Source organism: Geofilum rubicundum JCM 15548, from assembly GCF_000974365.1.
Lineage (GTDB): Bacteria > Bacteroidota > Bacteroidia > Bacteroidales > Marinilabiliaceae > Geofilum > Geofilum rubicundum.
The window spans coordinates 1-24,654 of the sequence record NZ_BAZW01000043.1; the positions used below are offsets into that span (position 1 = coordinate 1).

The 24,654-nt window shown below is 43.7% G+C and carries 26 protein-coding genes and 3 pseudogenes; 7 read left to right on the forward strand and 22 right to left on the reverse strand.

Annotated elements, in window-relative coordinates:
* Nucleotides 1–117 precede the first annotated feature (117 nt).
* From JCM15548_RS24375 to JCM15548_RS24385, 3 genes are read left to right on the forward strand one after another with little or no spacing between them, the layout of a single operon-like run.
* Nucleotides 118–507, forward strand: coding sequence for a S41 family peptidase (locus JCM15548_RS24375; protein WP_227625905.1), 390 nt, complete (start codon nt 118–120; stop codon nt 505–507).
* The gene (locus tag JCM15548_RS24380; protein WP_227625906.1) at nt 483–848 is read left to right on the forward strand and encodes a S41 family peptidase; all 366 of its coding nucleotides are present in this window, start codon (nt 483–485) and stop codon (nt 846–848) included. Before JCM15548_RS24375 ends, JCM15548_RS24380 begins: the two co-directional genes overlap by 25 nt.
* Nucleotides 815–1,825 carry a S41 family peptidase gene (locus tag JCM15548_RS24385; RefSeq protein ID WP_227625907.1) on the forward strand — a complete coding sequence of 337 codons (1,011 nt, stop codon included), beginning with the start codon at nt 815–817 and terminating at the stop codon, nt 1,823–1,825. Before JCM15548_RS24380 ends, JCM15548_RS24385 begins: the two co-directional genes overlap by 34 nt.
* Before the next feature lie 248 nt (nt 1,826–2,073).
* Here JCM15548_RS24385 and JCM15548_RS15185 read toward each other — a convergent pair whose 3' ends face one another.
* From JCM15548_RS15185 to JCM15548_RS15205, 5 genes are all read right to left on the reverse strand, one after another.
* Nucleotides 2,074–2,670 (reverse strand): hypothetical protein, encoded by a 597-nt coding sequence (locus tag JCM15548_RS15185; RefSeq protein ID WP_062127212.1) that lies wholly within the window; start codon nt 2,668–2,670, stop codon nt 2,074–2,076.
* Complete coding sequence (locus JCM15548_RS15190) at nt 2,670–3,563, reverse strand: hypothetical protein (protein ID WP_157482809.1); 894 nt, start codon at nt 3,561–3,563, stop codon at nt 2,670–2,672. The genes JCM15548_RS15185 and JCM15548_RS15190 overlap by 1 nt, the downstream gene beginning before the upstream one ends.
* 13 nt (nt 3,564–3,576) lie before the next feature.
* Nucleotides 3,577–4,152 (reverse strand): hypothetical protein, encoded by a 576-nt coding sequence (locus tag JCM15548_RS15195; protein WP_062127218.1) that lies wholly within the window; start codon nt 4,150–4,152, stop codon nt 3,577–3,579.
* A 263-nt stretch (nt 4,153–4,415) separates the two neighbouring features.
* The gene (locus tag JCM15548_RS15200; RefSeq protein WP_062127221.1) at nt 4,416–4,892 is read right to left on the reverse strand and encodes a DUF456 domain-containing protein; all 477 of its coding nucleotides are present in this window, start codon (nt 4,890–4,892) and stop codon (nt 4,416–4,418) included.
* A 33-nt stretch (nt 4,893–4,925) separates the two neighbouring features.
* Nucleotides 4,926–5,846, reverse strand: a complete 921-nt coding sequence (locus JCM15548_RS15205; protein WP_157482811.1) for a DMT family transporter — start codon at nt 5,844–5,846, stop codon at nt 4,926–4,928.
* 115 nt (nt 5,847–5,961) lie between these two features.
* Between JCM15548_RS15205 and JCM15548_RS15210 the strand changes: the two genes are divergently transcribed.
* Nucleotides 5,962–6,354, forward strand: a complete 393-nt coding sequence (locus tag JCM15548_RS15210) for a YkvA family protein (protein ID WP_062127227.1) — start codon at nt 5,962–5,964, stop codon at nt 6,352–6,354.
* 12 nt (nt 6,355–6,366) lie between these two features.
* On the opposite strand, the gene JCM15548_RS15215 is transcribed toward JCM15548_RS15210, so the two are convergent.
* Nucleotides 6,367–6,855, reverse strand: coding sequence for a DUF7713 domain-containing protein (locus tag JCM15548_RS15215; protein WP_062127230.1), 489 nt, complete (start codon nt 6,853–6,855; stop codon nt 6,367–6,369).
* Nucleotides 6,856–6,889: 34 nt separating this feature from the next.
* Nucleotides 6,890–9,675 (reverse strand): annotated as a pseudogene (gene polA, locus JCM15548_RS15220) (DNA polymerase I).
* A 169-nt stretch (nt 9,676–9,844) separates the two neighbouring features.
* Between polA and JCM15548_RS15225 the strand changes: the two are divergent.
* Nucleotides 9,845–10,650: pseudogene (locus tag JCM15548_RS15225) on the forward strand (sirohydrochlorin cobaltochelatase).
* A 3-nt stretch (nt 10,651–10,653) separates the two neighbouring features.
* Here JCM15548_RS15225 and JCM15548_RS15235 read toward each other — a convergent pair.
* Together JCM15548_RS15235 and JCM15548_RS15240 are read right to left on the reverse strand one after the other, a co-directional pair.
* Nucleotides 10,654–11,103, reverse strand: coding sequence for a 6-pyruvoyl trahydropterin synthase family protein (locus JCM15548_RS15235; RefSeq protein WP_062127238.1), 450 nt, complete (start codon nt 11,101–11,103; stop codon nt 10,654–10,656).
* Between the two features lie 36 nt (nt 11,104–11,139).
* Nucleotides 11,140–11,460, reverse strand: coding sequence for an ArsR/SmtB family transcription factor (locus JCM15548_RS15240; protein WP_062127241.1), 321 nt, complete (start codon nt 11,458–11,460; stop codon nt 11,140–11,142).
* Between the two features lie 267 nt (nt 11,461–11,727).
* On the opposite strand from JCM15548_RS15240, the gene JCM15548_RS15245 reads away from it, so the two are divergent.
* Nucleotides 11,728–12,702, forward strand: coding sequence for a polyprenyl synthetase family protein (locus tag JCM15548_RS15245; protein ID WP_062127244.1), 975 nt, complete (start codon nt 11,728–11,730; stop codon nt 12,700–12,702).
* Nucleotides 12,703–12,731: 29 nt separating this feature from the next.
* On the opposite strand, the gene deoC is transcribed toward JCM15548_RS15245, so the two are convergent.
* From deoC to dtd, 4 genes are all read right to left on the reverse strand, one after another.
* Nucleotides 12,732–13,334, reverse strand: a complete 603-nt coding sequence (deoC, locus tag JCM15548_RS15250) for a deoxyribose-phosphate aldolase (protein WP_262487090.1) — start codon at nt 13,332–13,334, stop codon at nt 12,732–12,734.
* Nucleotides 13,331–13,609: a hypothetical protein gene (locus JCM15548_RS24390; RefSeq protein ID WP_227625909.1), complete on the reverse strand. Its 279-nt coding sequence runs from the start codon at nt 13,607–13,609 to the stop codon at nt 13,331–13,333. The genes deoC and JCM15548_RS24390 overlap by 4 nt, the downstream gene beginning before the upstream one ends.
* Nucleotides 13,610–13,763: 154 nt before the next feature.
* Nucleotides 13,764–14,093: a nucleotide pyrophosphohydrolase gene (locus tag JCM15548_RS15255; protein WP_062127247.1), complete on the reverse strand. Its 330-nt coding sequence runs from the start codon at nt 14,091–14,093 to the stop codon at nt 13,764–13,766.
* Between the two features lie 4 nt (nt 14,094–14,097).
* Nucleotides 14,098–14,550, reverse strand: a complete 453-nt coding sequence (dtd, locus tag JCM15548_RS15260; RefSeq protein WP_062127301.1) for a D-aminoacyl-tRNA deacylase — start codon at nt 14,548–14,550, stop codon at nt 14,098–14,100.
* A 195-nt stretch (nt 14,551–14,745) separates the two neighbouring features.
* Between dtd and lplA the strand changes: the two genes are divergently transcribed.
* A complete protein-coding gene (gene lplA / locus JCM15548_RS15265) occupies nt 14,746–15,726 on the forward strand; it encodes a lipoate--protein ligase (RefSeq protein WP_062127250.1) in 981 nt (326 codons plus the stop codon).
* Here lplA and JCM15548_RS26415 read toward each other — a convergent pair.
* From JCM15548_RS26415 to JCM15548_RS15305, 9 genes and pseudogenes are all read right to left on the reverse strand, one after another.
* The gene (locus tag JCM15548_RS26415) at nt 15,703–15,840 is read right to left on the reverse strand and encodes a helix-hairpin-helix domain-containing protein (protein WP_369403711.1); all 138 of its coding nucleotides are present in this window, start codon (nt 15,838–15,840) and stop codon (nt 15,703–15,705) included. The two genes, lplA and JCM15548_RS26415, sit on opposite strands and share 24 nt — an antisense overlap.
* Nucleotides 15,841–15,978: 138 nt before the next feature.
* Nucleotides 15,979–17,528: pseudogene (uvrC, locus tag JCM15548_RS15270) on the reverse strand (excinuclease ABC subunit UvrC); the annotation flags it as partial.
* Nucleotides 17,529–17,536: 8 nt separating this feature from the next.
* Nucleotides 17,537–19,183 carry an adenine deaminase gene (ade, locus tag JCM15548_RS15275; RefSeq protein ID WP_062127254.1) on the reverse strand — a complete coding sequence of 549 codons (1,647 nt, stop codon included), beginning with the start codon at nt 19,181–19,183 and terminating at the stop codon, nt 17,537–17,539.
* Between the two features lie 38 nt (nt 19,184–19,221).
* Nucleotides 19,222–21,099: a tRNA uridine-5-carboxymethylaminomethyl(34) synthesis enzyme MnmG gene (gene mnmG / locus JCM15548_RS15280; protein WP_062127257.1), complete on the reverse strand. Its 1,878-nt coding sequence runs from the start codon at nt 21,097–21,099 to the stop codon at nt 19,222–19,224.
* A gap of 286 nt (nt 21,100–21,385) precedes the next feature.
* On the reverse strand, nt 21,386–21,814 hold the full coding sequence (ybeY, locus tag JCM15548_RS15285) for an rRNA maturation RNase YbeY (protein WP_062127260.1): 429 nt from the start codon (nt 21,812–21,814) through the stop codon (nt 21,386–21,388).
* Nucleotides 21,814–22,200 carry an ATP-binding protein gene (locus JCM15548_RS15290; RefSeq protein ID WP_062127263.1) on the reverse strand — a complete coding sequence of 129 codons (387 nt, stop codon included), beginning with the start codon at nt 22,198–22,200 and terminating at the stop codon, nt 21,814–21,816. The genes ybeY and JCM15548_RS15290 overlap by 1 nt, the downstream gene beginning before the upstream one ends.
* A 116-nt stretch (nt 22,201–22,316) precedes the next feature.
* Nucleotides 22,317–23,468: a murein hydrolase activator EnvC family protein gene (locus JCM15548_RS15295; RefSeq protein ID WP_062127266.1), complete on the reverse strand. Its 1,152-nt coding sequence runs from the start codon at nt 23,466–23,468 to the stop codon at nt 22,317–22,319.
* Nucleotides 23,449–24,282 carry a lipoprotein insertase outer membrane protein LolB1 gene (lolB1, locus tag JCM15548_RS15300; protein ID WP_083985182.1) on the reverse strand — a complete coding sequence of 278 codons (834 nt, stop codon included), beginning with the start codon at nt 24,280–24,282 and terminating at the stop codon, nt 23,449–23,451. The genes JCM15548_RS15295 and lolB1 overlap by 20 nt, the downstream gene beginning before the upstream one ends.
* Before the next feature lie 119 nt (nt 24,283–24,401).
* The gene (locus tag JCM15548_RS15305) at nt 24,402–24,644 is read right to left on the reverse strand and encodes a hypothetical protein (protein WP_062127273.1); all 243 of its coding nucleotides are present in this window, start codon (nt 24,642–24,644) and stop codon (nt 24,402–24,404) included.
* Nucleotides 24,645–24,654: the final 10 nt, after the last annotated feature.

Here is a 24,654-nt window from a genome sequence, read left to right on the forward strand (position 1 = left end):
GACATTAATTGACAATTAATCTTAAATTTGTATTTCCCTCAGATGGACCCAAGCGTAAATGGAACAATATTTGACCAACACTAAAATGCTTCGTTAAAGACATAAAAATTAAATCAAATGGCAAAAAGAAGAGGATTAACACCTAAAGGATGGATGATTGCCATCCTGGTCAGTGTGATAGTTTCGGTAAGTTTTGTGGCGGCGAATACCGACCGGCGTAATTTTGAAATCGTTAAAAACCTGGATATTTTTTACTCTTTGTTTCGCGAGTTGAACAGCTATTACGTCGATGAAACAGACCCGGAGAAATTGATAAAAACCGGCATTGATGCCATGTTGGAAACGCTGGATCCCTACACCACCTTCATTCCGGAGGAGGAAATGGCGGATTTCCGCTTTATGACCACAGGCGAATATGCCGGCATTGGAGCGCTGATTACCAAAAGAGGCGACTATGTGGTGATCTCTGAACCTACGAAGGGATGCCTGCCCAGGAATCGGGCTTAAAGGCGGGTGACCGGATTTTGAAAATCGATGGTATTTCCATGGAAAAAGTGGAAACGCCCGATGTGAGTGAAAAACTAAAGGGTGCCGCCGGAACAGAAGTCAAGGTATTGGTTCAGCGTCCGGGTATCGATGAAGAGCTGGAAATTACCATTGAGCGACGCGTGATTCAAATCAATCCCGTGCCCTATTACGGCATGATCAACGAAAATACCGGCCTCATCATTCTCAACAATTTTACCCAGAACGCTTCCCGGGAAGTTGAGAAAGCCTACAACGATTTAAAGCAGAATAAAAACATGAGCACCTGGTGCTCGATTTGCGTGGAAATCCGGGCGGATTGATGGATGAGTCCGTTAAAATCGCCAATCTCTTTTTACCCCGTAGCAGCGAAGTGGTCAGCACCCGTGGTAAAGTATCGCAATGGGACAAAACCTACCGTGCGCCGCGCGAACCCATTGATACCATCATGCCTTTGGCCGTGCTCATCAGTCGCGGTTCCGCTTCCGCCTCCGAAATTGTGGCCGGTGCGCTGCAGGACCATGACCGGGCCATTATTTTGGGTCAGCGCTCTTTTGGCAAAGGCCTGGTGCAAACCACCCGCAGTCTGGCCTACAACTCCAGCCTCAAAGTGACCACAGCCAAATACTACATCCCCAGTGGGCGCTGTATTCAGGCGGTAGACTACGCCAAGCGCAACGATGACGGCAGTGTGGCCATGATTCCCGACTCCCTGATGAAGGAATTTCACACCAAAGGGGGCCGATTGGTGCTCGATGGTGGTGGCATATCACCGGATGTGACCATTGAACCCAACAAGTTTTCCAACATCACCATTGCCCTGATGATGCAACAAACCATATTCGACTTTGCCACGCAATTTGCGGCCAAAACGCCTTCTATTGCCTCACCGGAAAATTTTGAAATCAGCGATGAGTTATACAACGACTTCGTGGCCTATGTGGATCAACTTGAAGATTTTAAATATGATTCAGAATCCAATGACTTGTTTCAGAAACTCAAAGAGGCGGCCGAAAAAGAAGCCTATTACGAGTTGGGAGAAGAATCTTTCTCGGAATTAGAGGAAGTATTAAAACCCAATGTTAGCCGTTCCCTGACCCTTGCCAAAGACGAAGTCAGCGAATTACTGGCCATGGAATTGGTTCGACGCTACTATTACCAGCGGGGCGCCATTCTTTACAACCTGCGCTTTGATGAGGAAATTGACACCGCGGTGGAGACCTTGGGTAATGAAGCCGAATATTACGGCATGCTAAACGGAACGGTTTTGACCCATGCCGGCGACAGAAGATATAATTAAAGGAGCAGAAACGGTTCATACCATTTATTTACACCTTCCAACAGCTTCCTTTTCAGAGGATGGACAGAGGAATGACAGCATAAAAAAGGCAGGATGCATCCTGCCTTTTTTATGCTGTCATTCTTACATGTAATACTTCCTCCAAGCCCTCCATCAACCATCTCTATAAGAAGCAAAACAGCTTAAAACGGTAAGGAAGTCCGGAGTCATCCGGGTTTTACAAAGAACCAGATGGGGAGTTTCTCAGTTTAAAAAACCAGAATCAAACCGGTGGAAAATTTCAGGGTGGTATGGGTATAATCCCAGCCATAATTGATATTGGCATCCAGACTCCACATCACATTACCAAAATTGATCATTAATCCGGCCGTCGAGGATAAATAATCCAGACTTTCGTCGCTGAGTGCCGTACTGTAATCCTGTGACCCAACGCCCGTGCTCAGTCGTAAAGCATTGGAAATAATCATCCCACCTTCAATCTGATAAAAAGTATTGTAGCTGCTGCTTTCCAAATTGATGACATCGATATCCTGGATGGAAAGGATTTCATCCAGAGTATACTCATTGGTGTAACCAGCCGTTCCAAAAACACCTATGGAATTGCTGGCTCCGCCTCTGGGTGAGAGATAGCCCAAAAAAGCATTTAATTGAAAATTAATGCGCTTTCTTTCGAACTCTTGATAACTGCCCGACTGCTGGCCCTGGAAATAATTAACCGAGGGTCCCAGATGTAAAACGATGCCACTTTTTGCCGGCGTCGGAGCAGGTTCCTGATTTTGGGCAAAAACAAAAGCCCCCGTCATCAAAAACCATCCGACCAGCATTATTTTTTTATTTGTTTTCATTATTTGCCTATTTTAAAAACACCACCTACCTGCATTAAAGAGAGCCCTGTGCCCACCTCAATAAAAGCACTGAAGGCCTCTGTTATCCGCACATCCACACCGCCCCGTATGGGTACGCCAAATTGACCGCTGCGAGAGCCTCCCCGAACCAGAATGGAACGTTCATCATCCGTAAAGGTAACTGAGCCTTCTGTTCTAACGCTGGAATTGGTAAACGAAACGCCCGTTAAGAAATAGGGTCTGATCAGTTCCATATCAATTCCGTATTTTCCAACAACGGCTATTGAAAACAAGGACTCATGGATGCTTCGGTCCGTCATCAACTGATCATATTCACTGAAACTCTTATCGGCATACTCAAAGCCGGCGAACCCCATGGCCAGTCCTAAATCCATGTTTGGACCGACCGGGAACAAATATGAAAAGTGCACGGAAGGAAAGGTAAATTCACTTTGGTATTCATCCACCTCTTTGACCCGTGAAAAGTTTCTGATAAACCCGAATCCCAATCGTATTTCACCCTTCCGTACCGCCGCATACCATGTTCCGTCGACCGAATCCCTCAAAATCCCTGTATCATCGATATAGTTACCCTTCCGAAGTCCAAGGGGTCCACTGGCTGGCGCTTCCATATACTCGGTCAACTGATTGCGGTAGCTGATGGCATAGATGTCACTTTTTAGGAGTTCATAAATGGGTCCATCCGGAATGTCGGTTCGCTTGTAGCGAACCAGATGCTGACCCACCTCCACCACTTTGCCGTAAATGATTTCTCCATTATTCAATACCATCACGTCAAAAGCGGCAGCTGGTACGGCGCTGGACTGGCTATAAGTAACCGGCGTGGATCCGACCAACAGGACCATAAATATCAACAAGTAAATTTTTTGCATGGAATCAAAGTTATTAGTATTCAATGTCTTTAAACTGCGCATTCATCAATTGTAGCTGACCTGTTTCAGCATCCTCAAAACAAAGGCTGGCGGCCAGCGTTCCGGCAATCAGCTCTTCCTCGGTATTCTGTCGATCAATCTCAAAAAAGGCATCATCTGCCCCTTCCGGGCATAGTTCTGCCATTCTATAAACCTTTTCCGAACCAGACGATTCGGTCAATATCATCGACATCTGATGCAAACCTCCTTTGCGCCGATGGTATTCCTTGGTGTAAACATGGCGCATATCCTGCTCATCCCCAATATCAAGCGTAACCGATAATTCAAAATCATCGCCCTGCGGGGAACTTCCTTCAAAGACCAGATAATACCTTCTGAACAGCACACTCACCGTCGTTTCATCGGTGAACTCCCTGACCACCGACTGTCCGGGATAAAAATTAAAACGGGTGCTTCGCCAGATCTCATCTTCCCCTTCCACCTGAAAGGTGAAAATGCCGGTGCGTTGGACACTGATGGTTTCAATGTCGGAACCACAACCGGACAACACCATCACCAAAATAAAGGGCAGTGTAAAAAGTCTTTTCATAGGTTTATCATTTGATTTTCAGTTGCCATATGGAACTCGCCGGGATAATCATGCACCTTTGTGAGAAGATTTCTCTCATGGGCGTTTCATATCGTTTAATCTTTATCTACGGGCCTCTTTCCATTTTATCCTGCGAAACAGGCAGACCTGTTAATACAACACCTAAACAGGGGGAAACGTTGCATCGCTTTCCATAAAATCTTAATATAATCGATTATACCCACAAAGGCAAACAATTAAAATAAGCAGTCATTTTGATGATCTTACCACCACCACTCCTTAAAAAAATACCAGGTAAAAACACCGGAAACGATCAGCTTCAGAACCACCCCGGTCAGGAGTCCGATGAACGATCCTATGGCCGCTTTAAATGCCTTATGGGAATCGGCGTGACCAGTCAGTTCGCCCAGAAAGGCCCCTAAAAAGGGGCCAAGAATGATGCCTGCCGGACCAACAAACAAGCCCACCACCAAGCCAATGGAAGCCCCCCAAACACCCCCCCTGGTCCCGCCGAATTGTTTCGTACCCCAAATCGGCACCACATAATCGAGTAGCGTTACGACCACAGCAGCCGCCGCGGCAACCCATAAAAAACGGGCACTAAAATCGCCCCAGTGTGTCCAATGAAGCATCAGCAAAGCCAAAAAACTCAACGGCGGTCCCGGCAAGACCGGGAGTACACAGCCCACTAAACCTGCCAGCAGTAAAACAATGCCCAATAATATCAATAAGCCATCCATTGTCTAAATATTTATTGTTTTGAAAATCTGATATCATTTAGGGTCAGCCGCCTTAAAAAAGACGGTTAAGGCCACGCCGGATAAAACCAATAGTCCCCCAACAACATGGTAAGTAAAAAGGGTTTCTTCGAGAATGAAAACGCCAGCGGCAATAGCAATCAGCGGACTCAGATTATTAAATACGGCTATTTGTGAGGCTGGGACCTGTGTTAAAGCAAAGTTAGTAAGAAAGGCGGTCAACAGGGAGGACAATACGCCCAAATACAACACAGACCAGAGAAACTCCATATGAACCAGGGAATTAAAAAAAAGACCTAAAGTTTGGTTTTGCATATGCGATACGAGGCTGTAAGCATTGAAGACCAGGAACGCCAGTATCGTCATCCACAGGGTAATTTCCATGGCGGAGAAATGGGCACTGACGACCTTTCCCAAAACATAATACACCACCAATGAAAGTATCGACAACAGCAACAGTATGACCCCCTTTAAAGAAGTCTCTCCGGCGCCACCTCCGGCATAAAAAATGATGTACAATATCCCCGCAAGGGTCATGGATATGCCCAATTTCTGTAACCATGTGGTTTTCTCTTTAAGAAAAAATCCGGCTGCCAGCAAGGTAACAATGGGGGTGGTGGCAAAAATAATCCCTGCTTCAGAAGCAGAACTATGCTGCAAACCAAAGGTTTGTAAGGCAAAAAACAGCAAGGGATAGAATAGGGAAAGCAGAAGCATCCATTTGACTTTTCTCCAGTTAAAGGGTGGAAATTTAACCCTTCCAAAAATCCATAACGGCACTATGGCCACAGCTGCAGCAGAAAATCGATGTGCCAGTAAATCCATCGGATCAGCATACCTTAATCCAATCTTCACGAAAAGGAAAGATAAGCCAACAATAACAGTGAATACAATAAGGCCCATATAGGCCTGATGTTGCTTGGTGAACTTTAGCATGTCAAATAGGTTCAATTCCAATGAAACAAGGCGAGCGGTCTCGAATTATTACATAACGATCACCGGCACAAAAATTGTAGCGTAAAAAGGTGCTCAAAACACATCCCGAAAAATTATGGCAACCATTCATTCAAAAACATCCCTAAGCCGGTCGGCCAAAATGAGAAGAGACGCCATTGCCTATTTTAACCGGGTAAAGGCTCAGGTTAAGGCAGAAGACGTGGATAAGATCAGGAAGGTCCTGCGCTACAAAAAGAAAGGCCCTTTGGCCAACATCTGGGGCAAGGTAAGCGACTTGTGGGCGGTGGCCAACGATAAGGACATCGCCTTTGCCCAAAAAGCAGGGCCCATTGCCGCCCTCCTGTATGTCGTCATGCCCATTGACCTGATTCCCGACGCCTTCCCCTTTGCGGGCCTCATCGACGATGCCGCCGTCGTCGGCTACGTCGTCTCCACCCTGGCCGCTAAAATCAGCCCAGGCAAAAAACCGAAAGCCAATCCTAAATAGGCAAATGACGCATCATCCATCTAAATCTTCGGAAGGGTCCAACATCTGTAATCTAAAATTCCAACCTTCAAAGGATGAAAACAATTCAATAAATTCTTCTGCCGTAATTTTCTTACCATCCATTTCAAAATATCTTTGAAATTCTGAGCCGGGGACCTCTTGATCCCATAATATCCTCCCGGCGACTTTACCATCCTCACCTATCGCTAAACGACCATCCGGATTACTAATCAGGTAACGCTTGTTGATGCCCCTCTTTATTCTGGCCTTTAATTGCAATTCAGATTTTTCAATATCCGCATCGAAATCAGATATAATTTGAAACATCCGGCGCTCAAAGACCGGATTGTCCTTTAATACCTCAATGGCCTCGGAAAGCCAGCCGCAAGGAATCGGAAAGGAAAAAATCTTGAAATGGTATTTCTTTCTCCACTTGTCCGAAATAAAAAAATCATATCCCTTCTCCAGCGTACTGTAAGTCATTGAATTAGCATCCTCCATATTTTCCCTTTTCTGTTTTAAAAAAACCAAGCCCTTAATGGGCCTCCAGCCAGTTGCGGCCTTCGCCCATATCCACCACCAGCGGCACCTTAAGCTGACAGGCGGACTCCATGGCTTCTTTGACCAGCTTTTTGACCGCCGGCAGCTCTTCCTTCGGCACGTCAAAGTTCAATTCATCATGTACCTGAAGAATCATCTGCGTTTGAAAGCCGCCTTGCTTTAATTGTCGCTGAATATCCACCATGGCTTTTTTAATGATGTCGGCTGCAGTTCCCTGAATGGGCGCATTGATGGCGTTGCGCTCGGCCATGCCGCGCACCACCGCGTTGCGCGAGTTGATATCGGGCAGGTAACGCTTGCGACCAAAGAGGGTCTGGACGGAACCTTCCTCCCGGGCCAGGCGGATGCATTCATCCATGTAACGCTTTACACCGGCAAAATTATCAAAATAGCCATCAATAATGGCCTTGGACTCGCTGCGTGGGATATTGAGTCGCTCTGAAAGACCAAAGGCGGAAATGCCGTAAATAATGCCGAAATTCGCGGTCTTGGCTTTTCGCCGCATTTCCGAAGTCACCTCCTCCAGTGCTACTTTAAAAATCTTGGCAGCCGTGGCGGAATGGATATCTTCTCCCCGGTTGAAGGCAGCACCATATCTTCGTCCTCACTCAAATGGGCCATCAGTCGCAATTCCACCTGAGAATAATCGGCACTGAGAAAGACATGCTGCGCGTCGGTCGACGTAAAAGCCTTCCTGATCTCCTTTCCCTCGTCATCACGTATGGGAATGTTTTGCAGGTTGGGATTACTGCTGCTTAACCGTCCGGTCACCACCTGTGCCTGGTTGTAGGAGGTGTGCAGACGACTGGTATTTTTATCTACCAGTTTAGGTAAAGCATCTACATAGGTGGACAACAATTTTTTAAGCCCGCGCTGCTCCAAAATCCTGGGGACAATCGGATGCTTGTCCTTCAGCTTTTGTAAGGTTTCTTCATTGGTCGTGTACTGGCCCGATTTGGTTTTCCCCGCTTTGGCGTCAATTTTGAGTTCGTCGAACAATATTTCACCCACCTGGCGTGGACTGTTGACATTGAAAGTTTTACCCGCCATCTCAATGATCTCAGCTTCCAGTTTTTCCAGACGCTTTTCAAGACTTTGGCCCGAGCGCTTCAGCTCTTCCACATCGATGCGGACGCCGGTTGATTCAACTTCAATTAACACTTCTAACAACGGCATCTCAACCTCTGTAAAAAAAGAAGTTAACTTCTCAGATTTCAGCTCTTTTTCTAAATGAGCTTTGAGCTGAAAAGTGATATCGGCATCTTCTCCGGCATATTCTTTGACTTTTTCGAGTGGCACATCGCGCATGCTGCCCTGCTTCTTTCCTTTGGCGCCAATGAGTGCTTCGATGCTGACGGGCCGGTATTTCAAATAGACTTCCGACAGATAATCCATGTTATGCCGTAACCCGGGTTGCACCAAATGGTGCGCCACCATGGTATCAAAGAAGGGGCCTTGCAACTGCGTCCCGTATTGCCGCAGCATCAGGGCATCAAATTTGAGGTTTTGACCAATCTTTAAAATCTGGGCGTCTTCAAAAATCGATTTTAGTTTGGCGAGTCGCTCAACCGCCTTGTCCTTATCGGCGGAAAGCGGCATATAGTAGGCTTCATGGGCCTTCCAGGAAAAAGCAATACCCACCAGTTCACTGTCGCGTACATCCAAGCCGGTGGTCTCCGTATCGAAGCAGAAGGAGGCTTGCATGGACAATTCAACAGCCAATGAATCCACTGCCATATCATTGTCTACCAAATAATAATCATGTTTTACTTCATCAATTGTATGAAGGGTTTCCTGAGGTAAATCCTGCGACTCGGCGGCAGGTCCTTCGGCATCACCGAACAATGATCCCTGGGCCGGTTGCGGGCGTTTGGCCTGGCCATCTCCGGAAATGCGCTCCCACATGGAGCGGAATTCCAGCTCATCCAAAATGGAACGTAACTTTTCCAGATTCGCTTCCTGGCGCGCAAAATCTTCGATAGAAACCTCCAGGGGTACGGCGGTTTCAATGGTCACCAATTTACGCGCCAGTTCCACCTGTTCCCGATAGTTGAGCAGATTTTCCTTTTGCTTGCCCGAAAATTCCTCAATGTGTTCATACACCTGATCAATGGTCCCATATTTCTGGATGATGTCTTTTGAGCGTTTCTCACCGATTCCGGGGCATCCCAGAATATTATCGGCCGTATCACCCCAAAGTGCCAGCACATCAATCACATTGATGGGTTCCGGCACCTGGTATTTGGCCCGGACTTCTTCCGGTCCCAGAATCTCTACTTCATTGCCCCGTGACTTGGGCTTATACATTTTAACATCCTCACTGACAAGTTGTGCAAAGTCCTTATCGGGTGTAACCATGTAAGTCTCGTAACCTTTACCGGTGGCCATTTTGGCCAGAGTGCCTATGACGTCGTCGGCTTCAAAACCGGATACTTCCAACAAGGGGATATTAAGCGCCTCCAGAATCTGACGGATATAAGGTACAGCCTTCTTAATGTCTTCAGGGGTCGCCTCCCGGTTGGCTTTATATTCGGCATACATTTCATTGCGGAAGGTTGGTCCGGCAAAATCAATGACCACCGCCAAATGCGAGGGTTTTTGATTGTTAATGATGTCGAGCAGCGTATTGACAAAACCATAGGCCGCTGAAGTATTCAATCCCTTGGAGTTGATGCGCGGCGCGCGTATAAATGCATAATAGGCTCTGAATATCAAAGCATACGCATCCAACAAAAACAGTGTTTTCTTAGTATCTGACATGGGTCCAATTTTAAAATCATAAAACTACGCAATAGTCGGCAAATAATCCCAATGATGCCGAAAATCATCCCAAAAGATGTAATTTTAGGCATTGCCACCAATGAAAGAACAGGCCACCCGCTTTTTTCAACGGTTCATCAGAAAACACCGGCCAAAAAAACAATCTGAAATGAATACAAAACCATCACGTAACCATCCAAAGGCCTTGCTACTAACCGCTTTTGGAACGACCATTCCGGCAGCCTATGCGACCTACGAAAGCATGGGACAACAATTTAGCGAGGCATTTCCGGACAGAGAAATCAGATGGGCCTTTACTTCCGCCTTTGTCCGTAAAAAATGGAAAAGCCGGGGAAAGGACATTCTTTCGCCGGCAGCTGCGCTAGCACAATTGGCAGATGATGGTTTCAAGGAAGTCAGCATCCAGTCGCTGCACGTTATTCATGGTTACGAATACCACGACATTCTAAAAACGGCCAGGGGCCTGGAGGGATTGCCCAAAAGCATTGAAAAAATAACGGTTGGAGAGCCGCTTCTGTCGGATCACAACGACTATCAGCGGCTTTGTGACATCCTGCACGCCCATGCGAAAGTTTTTCGGCAGCCGGGCGAAGCGCTGTTACTGATGGGCCATGGCACCAGTCACCCGGCCAACATTGCCTACGCCGGCCTGCAGGAATATCTGCGCCATACAGATGCGACCATTTATGTAGCGACCATTGAGCCTTTCCGGCCATTGCACAGGTCATTCCCCAATTAAGGAAAGCAGGTATCGATACGGTTTGGCTCATGCCCCTGCTGACCATTGCCGGTGATCATGTGCTGAACGATATGGCTGGTGAGAAGGAAGATAGCTGGCGTTCCATTCTGGTGAAGGAAGGATTTACCGTCCATATGCACCCCACCTCTTTGGGACAAATCAAGGACGTGGTACAAATGTGGATCGAAAAAGTACCTGATGGAAGGTCATTTTGAATACTAGATGTTATCGGAGGCATACCACTCGGCAAAAGAGTTGGCTGTTTCGTGCAGTTTTAAGCTAAAAAGCGCAACCCGCTCCGGCAGGGCATTTTGCAGCCTGGCTGCAAAATCTATGAGCATGTTCTCGCAAGTGGGCTGATAGTCCATGATGAAATAGCGCTCGGTCATCTGCCCCATCTGCTTCAGCAAATCGGCCGAAACTTTATGGCTGACCACCACCGAGTGATCCAGATCGTTTACAATTTCACGGTTAACGATGGCTTTCAAATCACCAAAATCCATGACCATGCCCAATTTGGGACTTTCATCCTCTGGCACCGGTTCACCAATAACCGTCACCTGCAGGATGTAAGAATGCCCGTGAATGTTTTTACACAGTCCGTCGTAGTTGTACAAGGCGTGCGCCATCTCAAAACGAAACTCCTTTGTCAATCTTATTTTTGCCATTTCTTTTCACTTCCAATTATACCCGACCTGGCCTTCTTATCCAACCGAACACTTACTGACGCAATCAATAATGTTGCGCAGACTATCGTGCTTTAAAAAGTAAAAGGTGTTTTTGCCTTCCCTTTGAGAAGCCAAAACCCCCTTGTCCTTTAAAATACCCAAATGATGAGAAGTGGTACTCTGTTCAATTTTTAACAGGTTATGGATCTCCGTCACCGTTAACTTCTTGCCATCTTCAAGGTGGGACAAGATGGCTATCCGCATGGGATGAGCGATGGCCTTTAACATACTGGCCGCTCTTTCCAGCACTTCCGGCTGAAGATCGGTGATTTTAATATCATTTATTACCTGCTTCATGATGGTTTCGGTTTATAAGCTCAAAACTTTTACACAATCCGGCCTAAACTTTGAACTATTAGCGCAAATTTTCTGTTTGCAAAGATAGTAAGAATTGCTTAATGAAATATGTTACCAGTAAAAATATTTAAATACTTAGATATATTAATAGCGATGAGTGAATACCAAAGTTCAGATTGTTTAATTGACGTATTGAAAAAATAAACAAGTCTTTAGCTGCCAAATTAAGTTCCAATTTGCTATTTTTGAAGAATTATCCATAATAAGATGAGTGTATCCTCTAAAATAAAGGCTCCCATTGCCACCGAGATGAAAGAATTTGAGCGCTACTTTAAAAAGCAGCTCAATTCAAAAATCCCGCTATTAACCATTATTACCAATTACCTGCTGCGGCGAAAGGGCAAACAAATGCGCCCCATTCTGGTCTTTCTGTCGGCCCGTCTCAATGGCGAAATTACCGAGGCCAGCTACACCGCTGCCGGTTTAATTGAATTGTTGCATACCGCCACATTGATTCATGATGATGTGGTGGATGAAACCTATCAGCGCAGAGGTTTCTTTTCGATCAATGCCTTATGGCGATCAAAAATTGCGGTTTTGGTAGGGGACTATTTTTTGTCGGTAGGTCTGATAAGCGCCTTGCAAACAAAGCAAATTGGTGTTTTGGAAGTGGTTTCCAATGCTGTAAAGGAAATGAGCGAGGGGGAACTCTTACAAATTGAAAAATCCCGGCAATTAAACATTACAGAGGAAGTCTATTACGATGTCATTCGCATGAAGACAGCCACTTTAATTGCTGCCTGCACCAAAGCCGGCGCCTATTCGGTCAACGCCTCGGATGAAAAGCTGGATAAAATGCAACAATTTGGAACCTACCTGGGCATGGCCTTTCAAATCCGGGATGATTTATTGGATTATGAAAAATCAAATCTGGCCGGTAAGCCAACGGGTAACGATCTGAAGGAGAAGAAAATAACCCTTCCCCTCATTTATGTACTGGATCAAATGACGGGCAGCGATCGAAGAAAAGTTCTCAGAACCATCAAACGCCACCACAAAATTGAGCGCAAAATTGCCCCCATTCAACAAATGGTCAAGGAAAAGGGCGGTATCGAATACGCCCGTCAAAAAATGACCGAATTTCGCGACAAAGCGCTGGATATCCTAAAAAGCTATCCGGAATCAGAAACCCGTCAGGCCCTGGAAGAATTGGTCTATTTCACCACTTCCCGAAAGGTTTAAGCGCAGGTACAAACCTCCAACCGGGAGGCTTAAAAATAGCTCACGTCCCCCTGCTTCCCCTTCATGGCTTCAATTTCGGTCAGCAGTTGATTGGCCAAACGACTGGCGCCAATCCGGAAATAGTTATTACTCAGCCACTTTTCACCCAATACCTGCTCCTGTATAGCCCAATATAACAAGGCATCCTCAACAGTAGCTATGCCACCGGCCGGTTTAAAGCCAATCATTTTTGATTTCTTTTTGGCATAGGCCTTGATGGCATGTGTCATCACCCAGGCAGCCTCGGGTGTGGCAGCCGGCGACAGCTTTCCGGTAGAGGTCTTGATAAAATCAGCTCCCGCTTCCATGGCCAGGAGACTAGCCTTCCAGATAGATGCGCTGTCTTTGAGTGCCCCTGTTTCCAGAATAACTTTCAAGTGAGCTTTACCTGTCACCGCTTTGATGGTTGTAATTTCATTGCCGACAAATTCGTAATTGCCTTCCAAAAATTCACCCACTGAGATCACGATGTCCACCTCATTGGCACCAAAAAACACCGCCCGTTTCGTTTCTTCAACTTTGGTTTCCAGGAAGGTTTGCGCAGATGGAAAGGAAGCTGAAACAACGGCCCGGTTCACCGGAATATTTTTCAATTTACTGGCAAGAATGGAGCAAAAACCGGGTAAACACAAACCGCCGCCACATTGGGCATGTCGGGAAAGCTTTTGGGAAAGTCGGCCACCTTCTCGCAAAAATCCTCAATACCGTTGCTACAATCCGTTGTATTTAAACTGGTTAAATCAATGCTATTAAAAATTTTCTTTAACAAAGCTTCGTTCTTTTCAGGAAGCACAATGTTTTGAAGATCGAAAGCCGGTAAACGATTAAAATCCGCTTCAAAGAGTTCAAATAAAGGAGTTGATTCCATTCTTTTTTAGTATTTTGATAATTCGTTAAACTTTTTTATTTGCTTAATTTACAAGTAGTTATGATTCTGCTGCCTGTATGCGTAAGGGGCTTATAATTAAGAACTTGCTCATACCTAACGACCTAATAATCTAACCACCAATTGATAGGATATATTATCTATTCAATTTATCATTATCCAGATGTCGCGTAGCATCTCTTTGGGTCTTTTTCTCGAAATTTTTGTCGAGGGCTTCTGTGAGGTTAACTCCTGTTTGATTGGCCAAACATAACAAAACCCATAACACATCGGCCATTTCATCGCCCAGGCTGCTTTTGCTCTCCGCCTGCTTAAAGGATTGATCCCCATACTGACGGGCCATTAATCGTGCCAATTCTCCGACTTCTTCCATCAATACCGCTGTATTGGTCAGTTCACTGAAATAGCGAACGCCGTAGGTTTTTATCCATTCGTCAACCTTTATCTGTGCTTCTTCAATGGTCATAGCATTACGTTTTATGGTGAGTGTCCATAACAATGGTAACCGGTCCGTCATTAACCAGCTCCACCTCCATATGTGCACCAAAAACACCGGTGGCCACGGGATGTGAAGTCCGGTCATTCAGTTGGCGGACAAAGTAGTCGTACAAAGGTACCGATTTTTCCGGAAGTGCGGCCTCCAAATAGGAGGGCCGGTTGCCTTTTTTGGTTCTGGCATGTAGCGTGAACTGACTCACCACTAAAAGCTCTCCGGAAACATCCTGTAATGAGTTATTCATAACGCCCGCTTCGTCATCAAAAATCCGCATGGAAGTAATTTTAGCGGCCAACCAATCGGCATCACTTTCCGTATCTTCACGTCCAACGCCAACCAAAACCATCAATCCTTTGTTGATAGATTGATAATGTCCTTCGGCCGTCTTCACTGAGGCCCTGCTCACTCTTTGTATAACAACACGCATAATTAAAAAAAATGGATCGCCATCGTCAATATCAGATACAAATATTATCAAAAACTCCTGCTAAAAATAGCAATTTATAAAGCTATAACTTTATTTAGCAACCTGAAAGTGACTCAGGAAAAAATGAACCCTACGACCCTGTTACAACTATTAAAGATAAAATTTTAACAATCTCACTACAAGCACTTTACACTAATGCCAACCACCTATTCGATTCTAAGCGAGCGTAACGAGCCTTCCTTTAACCTGGCGGTAGAGGAATATTTGCTCAGAAACAAGTCTGACGATTTTCAGTTTTTTTATATCAATACCCCCTCCGTTATCATAGGTAAGCACCAAAATGCACTGGCTGAAATAAATTTACCTTATCTGGAAAAGAACAACATTCCGCTATACCGCCGATTATCCGGAGGAGGAACGGTCTTCCACGACAAAGGCAATATAAATTTTTGCTTCATAAAAAATGGAGAACAGTCTAATCTGGTGGATTTTAAAAAGGCTACTGAGCCGATTGTAAACGTGCTTAACGCTTGGGGTATACCGGTTCGAAACGGAGAGAGAAATGACCTTTTGGTAGATTACAAAAAGATATCGGGCAATGCCTGCCATGTCTTCAAACGCCGGGTCATGCACCACGGCACGCTGCTTTTTGATGCTGACCTGGAAGCTCTGACGGATTGCCTGAAAAACGATCCGCTTAAATTCAAGGATAAGGCCGTTAAATCGGTTAGAAGTGAGGTGGTTAATCTCAAGCCCCTGATTCTCCAAAATTGGGATGCCCAAAAATTTCTGGAACAATTGGTTGGGGCTATGAAACAGGAAAGGCCGGAATTAGTATCTTATAGCTTTACTAAAGAAGACCTGCATCATATTCATGAATTACAGTCCTCTAAATACGATCAAAATGATTGGAATTACCGTTACGGGCCCAGCTATGAATTCAATAAAAGAAGCCGATTGGCCGGTTACGTATTTGCCCTTAGCATGAAGGTAGAAAAAGGAAAAATGACGGAAATATCTCTAAAAACGAATCATCCCGAGAAGGATTTAAATATACACATAAACCGCTTGCTCCATATGAAGTACCACGACAAACAGGAAATCTTGAATAGTTTGTCAGAAATTCGTGGAAAGCTGGATCTTTCTGAAAGGTCACTTCTGAGTCTCTTCTTTTGAAAAAAATTCAACAATGGCCTTAGCTCTCGCGGCACCCACAACACCCGTCAACTCCTCAAGGGTGGCGGACTTAATACCGGATAAGGACCTAAATTGAAGCATGAGTGACTCCATGCTTTTATCTCCGATGCCAGGAATGGAAGTCAATTGTGATACCAGGGCTCCTTTGCTTCGTTTATCTCTGTGAAAAGAAATCCCAAAACGGTGGGCTTCATTGCGCAAATGTTGAATTATTTTCAGGGACGAAGTGTTTTTATCCAAATAAAGAGGAACAGGATCTCCCGGATAAAAGATCTCTTCCAAACGTTTGGCAATGCCTATGACGACAATCTGACCCACCAAATCCAGTTGGCGAATGGCATTCATGCAGAACCCAATTGGCCCTTGCCCCCATCAATAATCACCAATTGTGGTAGTGAACTACCTTCCTCCTTCAAGCGACGGTACCGTCGAAAAACCACTTCCTCCATGGAAGCAAAATCATTGGCGCCCTCCACGGTTTTAATATTGAAGTGCCGATAATCCTTCCTGGCCGGACGGCCATTTTTAAAAACAACACAGGCCGCCACAGGATAGGCTCCCTGAATGTTTGAATTGTCAAAGCATTCAATGTGTACCGGTAACTTATTGAGGCGCAAATCCTTTTGAAGGGTTTCCAGTAATTGAATATGCTTTGGGGTTTTTAACTGGTTGGCGGCCTGTTTCAGTTTTTCCAGCCGGTAGTATTTCACATTTCGTTCCGATAACTCCAGAAGTTTCTTCTTATCGCCAATCTGTGGTATGGTAAAATCTACGCCATTTAAGGCAACCTCCGGCAGAAAGGGAACAATTATTTCTGTCGCATTACTCTGAAAGCGCTCCCGTATGTCAACAATGGCTAAACTAAGTAGCTCCTTTTCTGATTCATTGAGCCGTTTCTTCAATTCTACGGTATGCGCCTGAATGATGGCACCATTCAGTACTTTTAAAAAATTTATAAACGCCGATTTGTCATCATTGAGGATGGAAAAGACATCGACATTGTCAATTTTGGGATTGACAATGGTTGATTTACTCTGAAATCCGGAAAGAAGCTTGATCCTTTGTTTAATTTCTTCAGCTTCTTCGTATTTATAATCCCGGGCCAGATCCATCATGTAGTCTTTGAGATAACGAATAACCGACTGAATGTTTCCTTTAAGTATACTCTTTATTTCATCGATATAAACCTGATATTCGGCTTCCGTTTGCAGCGCTTCACAAGGGGCTTTGCAATTACCAATGTGAAACTCCAGGCAGCGCTTGAATTTTCCCTTGGAAATATTTTCCTGGGTGAGTTGAAGTCGGCAGGTTCGAATCGGGTAAAGATGCCTGAACAGGTCGATAAGCGCGCGCACCATCACGACGGAAGTATAGGGACCAAAATACAAACTGCCATCTTTGATATACTGCCGGGTTTGGTAAACCCGTGGAAAGGGTTCATTGCGTATGACAATCCATGGGAATGTTTTATCGTCCTTCAGGAGAACATTGTAGCGAGGTTGATACTTCTTAATCAGATTATTCTCCAATAATAAGGCATCCTCCTCAGAATTAACAACGATGTGCTTAATGTCCTGAATCTTCTTAACTAGAACACGTGTCTTGCCATTATCGGGTTCTCTGTTAAAATAGGAAGCCACGCGTCGCTTTAAATTTTTGGCTTTACCTACATATATAATACGGTCGTTCTCATCAAAAAACTGATACACCCCTGGATCTGCCGGCAAGACAGAAACAAGTCCACGTAAATATTCAAGTTTTGAATGGATAGGTAAAGACATAGCAAAGATTATTCAAATAAGGAGACAAATTCGAAGCGGTTTACATCGAACAAGCCCTTATCCCCCAACTTCAAAGAAGGGATTACCAGAAGTGAAAGAAAAGACAAGGTCATAAAGGGCGCCTTAAGTTCAGAACCCAATTCTTTGGCCTTATCGGACAACTTTAAATATTCAAGGGCCACATCCTCCCCTCTTCGGATACTCATCAAACCCGCCACTGGAAGTGGTAAAATGGATACACCGGAAGCATCGCAAACAGCGATCCCGCCTTTGTGATCTACTAATGCATTTATCAACTGTGCGATGGAAACATCATCCACTCCGGCCACAATAATGTTGTGACTATCATGCGCGACAGTGCCACCAATAGCCCCCTTTCGCAAACCCATATTTTTAACAAACCCCACCATGGGCGCTTGGTTCGAGTAGCGATTAACCACCACCAATTTAATGATATCCATATCGGGCTGGCTCCCTATCTCCCGATGGGGCTTTAATGCAGGTTCCCATAGTAAGGATTCGGTTAACAACTCTCCATCCTGAGCTTCAATTACGCGAACCGCCGAATTTTGCAAGGGCATAAAAACCTTTAAATCCTCCACCTGAATGGGCTCATTACGAAAAGCATTAACAATTTCGGAATCTCCAACTTCAAAGAGAAGGCCCTGCTCCTGATCATAAACCTGCTCGCCATTAATATAGGTCGCCTGAATGTTGAAATCCTCAAAATTATCGACCACAATAAAATCGGCTGCATCCCCTTCTCGCAACAAACCAACCGGCAATTGATAGTGTTCCACCGGAACGACTGTGGCAGCTCTAAGTAAATCAAAAAGGTCTACGCCAAATTCATGAATTCCCATTTTTACCAGCCGATCAATATGCCCTTGTTGGAGTATCTCATCGGGATGACTGTCATCGGTACACAGCATTAACTGGTTAGGGTGTTTTTTAAAAAGCGGGAATAGTGTGGAGAAGTTTCTCGCTGCACTTCCCTCCCTAATTTGAATTTTCATACCTAAAGCCAGCTTCTCTTCAGCTTCCTCCAGAAAAGCACATTCGTGATCGGTTACAATTCCTTGCGCCGCATACTTTTTTAAACCATCACCTTTTAAGCCTGGTGCATGTCCGTCAATGGGTTTGTTCAATTTCCTGGCCGCTGCGCATTTATTAACAACATCTTCCACGGCGCTAATAACCCCTGGAAAATTCATCATTTCTGAAAGAAACCAAATATCCTTTCTTTCTAATAAACGCTCCACTGTTTTATGATCCATAATGGCACCGGACGATTCAAAAGGCGTAGCCGGAACACAAGAGGGCGCACCAAAAAAGAATTTAAAGGGGACTCGGGCACCATCCTGTATCATATAATCCACTCCGGCCTCACCCATCACATTGGCTATTTCATGTGGATCAGTTACAACAGCAACCGTTCCACGTGGAACAACCATTTCTGCAAATCGGGATGGTGTTACCATAGAACTCTCGATGTGTACATGTGCATCAACCAAGCCGGGTAAAATATATCGCTTATCGGGAACTTCTTTAGGTTCAATTCGCACAATAATTTCACCTTCAATATAAACTTCTCCTCCAAAAATTGCTTTATTGTGCAGATCGACTATCTGCCCTTTAATGGAATATGATTTCATAAAACTGAAAATTAATTATAATTGTTCCACGTGAAACATTAACGTCCCAACAATACCAAAAGTACATTAATATCGCTGGGAGAAACCCCGCTAATTCGAGACGCTTGAGCAATGGTTTCCGGATCTACTTTGGCCAATTTTTGCCGGCCTTCCGTACTTATCGTATGAAGGGTTTCATATTTAAACTTTCCCCGAATTTTGATATTTTCCAAACGTTTGAGTTTGTCTGCCATCAACTTCTCCCGGTTAATATAGCCTTCATACTTAATAAGAATTTCAGCGGCCTCCAGAATTTCTTCTCTTCTGTTGGCAGGGAATACCGCACAATGCGCATTCAATGGCGATAAAACAGACACAAGGTCTGCCAATTTAACCTGTGGTCGGGAAATAATATCAATTAACTTAATTCCTTGGTTAAGTGGCGTAGAACCGACCGACAGAAGGTATTCATCAATATCTTTCCCTTTGATGCTCAATTGACGCATAAACTGAATGAGACCATCTCTGAAATATAACTTTTCCTGGAGCAAGTCAAAGCGCTCCCGGGAAGCCAGGCCAATTTCAAAACCCTTAGGTGTCAGCCTTTGGTCGGCATCATCTTGTCGCAACAAAATCCGATATTCTGCTCGACTGGTAAACATTCGATAAGGTTCATCCACACCCTTTGTTATAAGGTCATCAATAAGAACACCGATATACGCTTCATCCCTTTTGAGAACAAAGGGGGCCTTCTTTTGAATGGCTAAAGCGGCATTGATCCCAGCTATGATTCCCTGCGCAGCGGCTTCCTCATAGCCGGTAGTACCGTTGATTTGGCCGGCAAAATAAAGATTTTTGAGCAACTTGGTTTCCAGAGTCGGCTGAAGTTGGGTAGGATCAAAGAAATCATATTCAATGGCATAACCTGGTCTGAAATACACCGCCTCTTCTAATCCCGCAACTTGTTTTAAGGCCTCAAACTGGGTTTCCATCGGTAGCGAAGAACTAAACCCGTTGAGATAATACTCAACCGTATTCTCGCCCTCCGGTTCTAAATACAACTGATGCATATCCTTGTCAGCAAAAGTGACCACCTTTGTTTCTATGCTGGGACAATATCGGGGTCCCAAACTTTGAATGGTGCCATTAAACATGGGACTCTCACTTAACTTGGAATGAATCACCTTGTGTACAGTAGAGTTGGTATAGGTAATATAGCAACTCCTTTGTTTTAATTGACGATTACTCCCAGGTAAATAACTGAATTTATAGAAACCCTCCTCGCCTTTTTGTTCGGAAAGTTGGGAAAAATTAATGGTTCTTGCATCGACCCGGGCAGGTGTTCCGGTTTTCATCCTTCCGGTCCGAAAACCAGCCGAGAATAATTTCTCCGTAATTCCATAAGAAGCAGGCTCTGATATACGCCCGCCTTTCATTTGAAAAGAACCAATATGCATCAAGCCGTTCATGAAAGTGCCTGTGGTAAGAATGACCTTATGGGCCAACACTTTAATACCCATTTGGGTAACAACACCTTTAACCTCACCATTCTCCAGGATCAAATCCACAACGGAGTCTTGCCAGAAATGAACCTTTTCAATGGATTCCAGCGTTTCCCGCCACTTGTCAGAAAAAACCATTCGGTCACATTGGGACCGTGGACTCCACATGGCGGGACCCTTACTTCGATTAAGCATCCGGAATTGGATGGAGGAATCGTCCGTAACCCTTCCCATATGCCCCCCTAAAGCATCTATCTCCCTAACAATCTGACCTTTAGCTATTCCACCAACAGCGGGATTGCAACTCATTTGGGCCATCTTATTCATGTCCATTGTAATCAGCAGCGTCTTGTGTCCAAGGGTACCGCATGCAGCAGCTGCTTCGCAACCGGCATGCCCACCACCGATAACAATAATTTCATAATTAAAATCCATTGACAAAGTATTCTATATGTATGTACGCTTTCCTTTAATGATATCCTCATTTGATTAAGTCCGGATATCTCATCCCCTAACAGGATCCAAACAAATCAGACAAAAATAGTAAAACAAATAGAAAGCCATAAAGATTAATAGGACGAAAAGAAAACTAGTAAACATAATTAAGCAGCGTAGAAATTCACAAACGAATCGCTCCTGTAAGTTTATAGGGCAAATTTAAAGGAATTCGGTAAAAATTAGATATATATCTATCAATAAGGCAGATACGATTGGTGGGCCTTTATTGAAGTGAGAACTTATGAAGCCAAAAGTTTTCCATATTCCGCATTTCCAATTTCTCACCTTCAGAATGATCGTCCCACCCTAATAAATGTAAAATGCCATGAAAAATAACCCTCACCAATTCCTGGGTGAAGCTCACTTTAAAAATATCCGCATTCGTCCGAACGGTATCTGTACTTATAAATAAGTCACCAGAAATAATTCGCCTGGAAGAATAATTGAAAGTAATAATATCGGTATGGTAATCGTGATTGAGATACTGTTGATTAATGTTGAGCAAATAATCATCACTGCAAAAAATAATTGAAAGAGGCCCACAACTCATTAGCTTGTCTTCAATTATTTCTACAATCCATTTAGAAACCAATGGAAAGTCGATTTGGGGTAAACCGGTGTCTTCATTAAAGAATTCAATGTTAGATTCCATCAGGCCAGAAAAAACACCATTTTCACCATGTTGCCGGGTTCATTAAATTCCAACTTATCAGATAAATGATTCATTAGAAATATGCCACGACCATGCGTGCGTTCAATATTCTCCGGTTTTGTCGGATCCGGTAAATTACTATAATCAAAACCGTCTCCGGCATCACTTATTTGAAAAAGGATTTCTTTATCATTGATATCGTACTCCACCACCACATCCTTATCCTTCTGCAACTTGTTTCCATGTACAATAGCATTGTTAACTCCTTCAACAACAGCTAGTAATAATTTACCATAAACATCGGAATGAATATTATAGCGGGAAGAAATCTCATCGATCAATTTCTCGACAATATTAATATTTTGTATCTCAGATTTAAGAATCATCCTATTCACCTGTCTATGTTTTTAAATAAAAAAAACGATTATACCATTTCAGCTTTTAAATACTTATCTCCTTATACTGAAAATAAAAGAAAGGGTTTCTAAAATTTTAAAATAATTTATCGCAGTAACCAATTTGCCGGATCTAATTTCCGATTTTCGTGCCAAATTTCAAAATGCAATACGGTCATATTACTACTTACATCTTCAAAAATTCGACCAACCACTTGTCCCGCATCCACTTTTTGTCCCTGTTTAACAGAGACTTCCTTTAAATTGGCATATACGGTCAAGTACTTTCCATGCCGCACCAAAACAGCGGTATTATAGCCAGGAATACCCACCACACGACTCACTTCTCCACTATGAACTACAAAGACCCGATCATCACTGGTGCTCTGTATGTCTATACCATTGTTTTTAATAGAAACGTTTTTTAAAACAGGGTGGGCATGCTCCCCAAACCGATTGACAATAACACCCTTGGTAACGGGCCATATTAACTTACCTTCAAAGTCACTAAAATCATTACCCAGAGTACCTACGCTGGCAGAGCGGATGTATTCCAGAATTTTATTTTCCAATTGATTGGCCTGGGCTTCCTTTTCTTTAATGCTGCGCAATAACCACTGCTCTTCGGATTGCAAATTTTGAATGAGCCGATTTTTTTCATTTCTTGACCGGGAAAGTTGGACGATTTCCTTTTCCAACTGAAGCAAATTGACCTCTTTAGTCTCTTTTTGAAGGAAAATATCTTTTTGAAGGGATTCCAACTCGACTTTCTTTTCCTTTAAAATTTGCCCTTGTTTATGCCTGTAATTGGAATATTCCTTTAATAGTCGATACCGCCGATAAGCTTCACTGAAATCCGAAGCACTCAGAAAATAGACCAGCTCATCCAGGGCATAGCGACGCAAATAGGTGTCTTGCAGTAGTTGAGCATATTCTTGTGTAAGATTGGTAAATTCTTTCTCCAAAGCATTAATTTCCAATTGATTGGCATTAATACTTTGTTCAAGACTCAAAACTTCATTTTCGAGGGCCTTTAACATTTCTTCCCGAATAGATACTTCGCGGGAAACGATGTTCAATTGTTGCAAAGTGTTCTCTCTGGAATGGCGCTTATTCTTCAATAATCCTTTGGTATTCTCAATATCTTTTAAAAGCGCCTGTCGTTCCGTTCGCAAATTATCCACATCTTGCGAAAAAGAATATTGATAAACCAGTAAAAAAAAGACAATAGAAAAATATCTAAAATTGAACCTTTTCATAATTAGACGGCATTAAAAATGAAATGGATTGGCCTCCATCAATGTCTACAGAGCTGATGGATAAAGTTACAACAATGGATTCCTGATTCTTTATACCTTCCAGAACAATCTTTGAAGGAAAGGGGACCTCTCCGCTTACCGACACAAAATCCTGATAAGAAATATTCATGGACAGTGCTTTCTCAGGATAAGAGATAAAAGAATTTGAAACCCTGAAAATACCCGGTAAAATATCAATAATCTGGTAACTATCATCATTTCTAAACCTGGAAACACCTACAGATGACAAGGCGTAACTATCGGACTTTTTAACACCTGCATAACGTTTTAAAAGGTTCAGATCATTATTTGGATAAGTAAAAACACCATTACTTAAAATCCGTTGAATCTGCTCGTAGTTAAAATCGACTAAAAATCTTCTGGAAAGAGCCTGATAAGTACTTTCGGCCACCGTTCTGTTCATACGGTCGATAAAAAAAATACCTGTTTTAGTAAGCATAATGCGGTACAACTCAATGCCCATAACCGGAATAACCGAAATGACGATCGCAGAATCCTTTTTAAGATAAATATTGGCGCGCACACCCTGATTCTTTCCATCTTTTTCAATTTCCGCAAAAACCCTTTTAAAAAACAATTCCTCATAGACCAATTGGTTATCCACAATTCGTTCAACCAATTCCGTTTCATTCAAATCATCCTCAGCTGTCGCCGTAAATAGGCGATCGACACTTTTACAAGAACTTAAACCCACAAAATACAAAAGAACGAGATAGGCCAGGTAACGCATTTGGAAAATCCGAAATCTATGCATAAAATATTATTTTCCTGGTATATAAGAGTTTGAATCAACCTTTTCTTGTAATACAGAAGAAACTTCATCTTCACTTTCAAGCGCTTTCTTCCAATATTTCAATGCCTCCGCCTGATTGCCTACTTTATACAATATATCGCCGTAATGTTCAAGAACAACACCCATGGTATCCCCCCATTTTCCATCGCCTGTTCGATAATAAACAAGGCTTCCATATATTTTCCTCGCTTAAAGAGAACCCAGGCATAGGTGTCCAGATAGGTGGCATTGGAAGGCTCGAGTTGAATAACATTACTGATCATTTCCTCCGCCTTGTCTAACTGAATTTCCATTTCGCTCAGGTAGTAGGCGTAGTTATTCATAACCAAGATA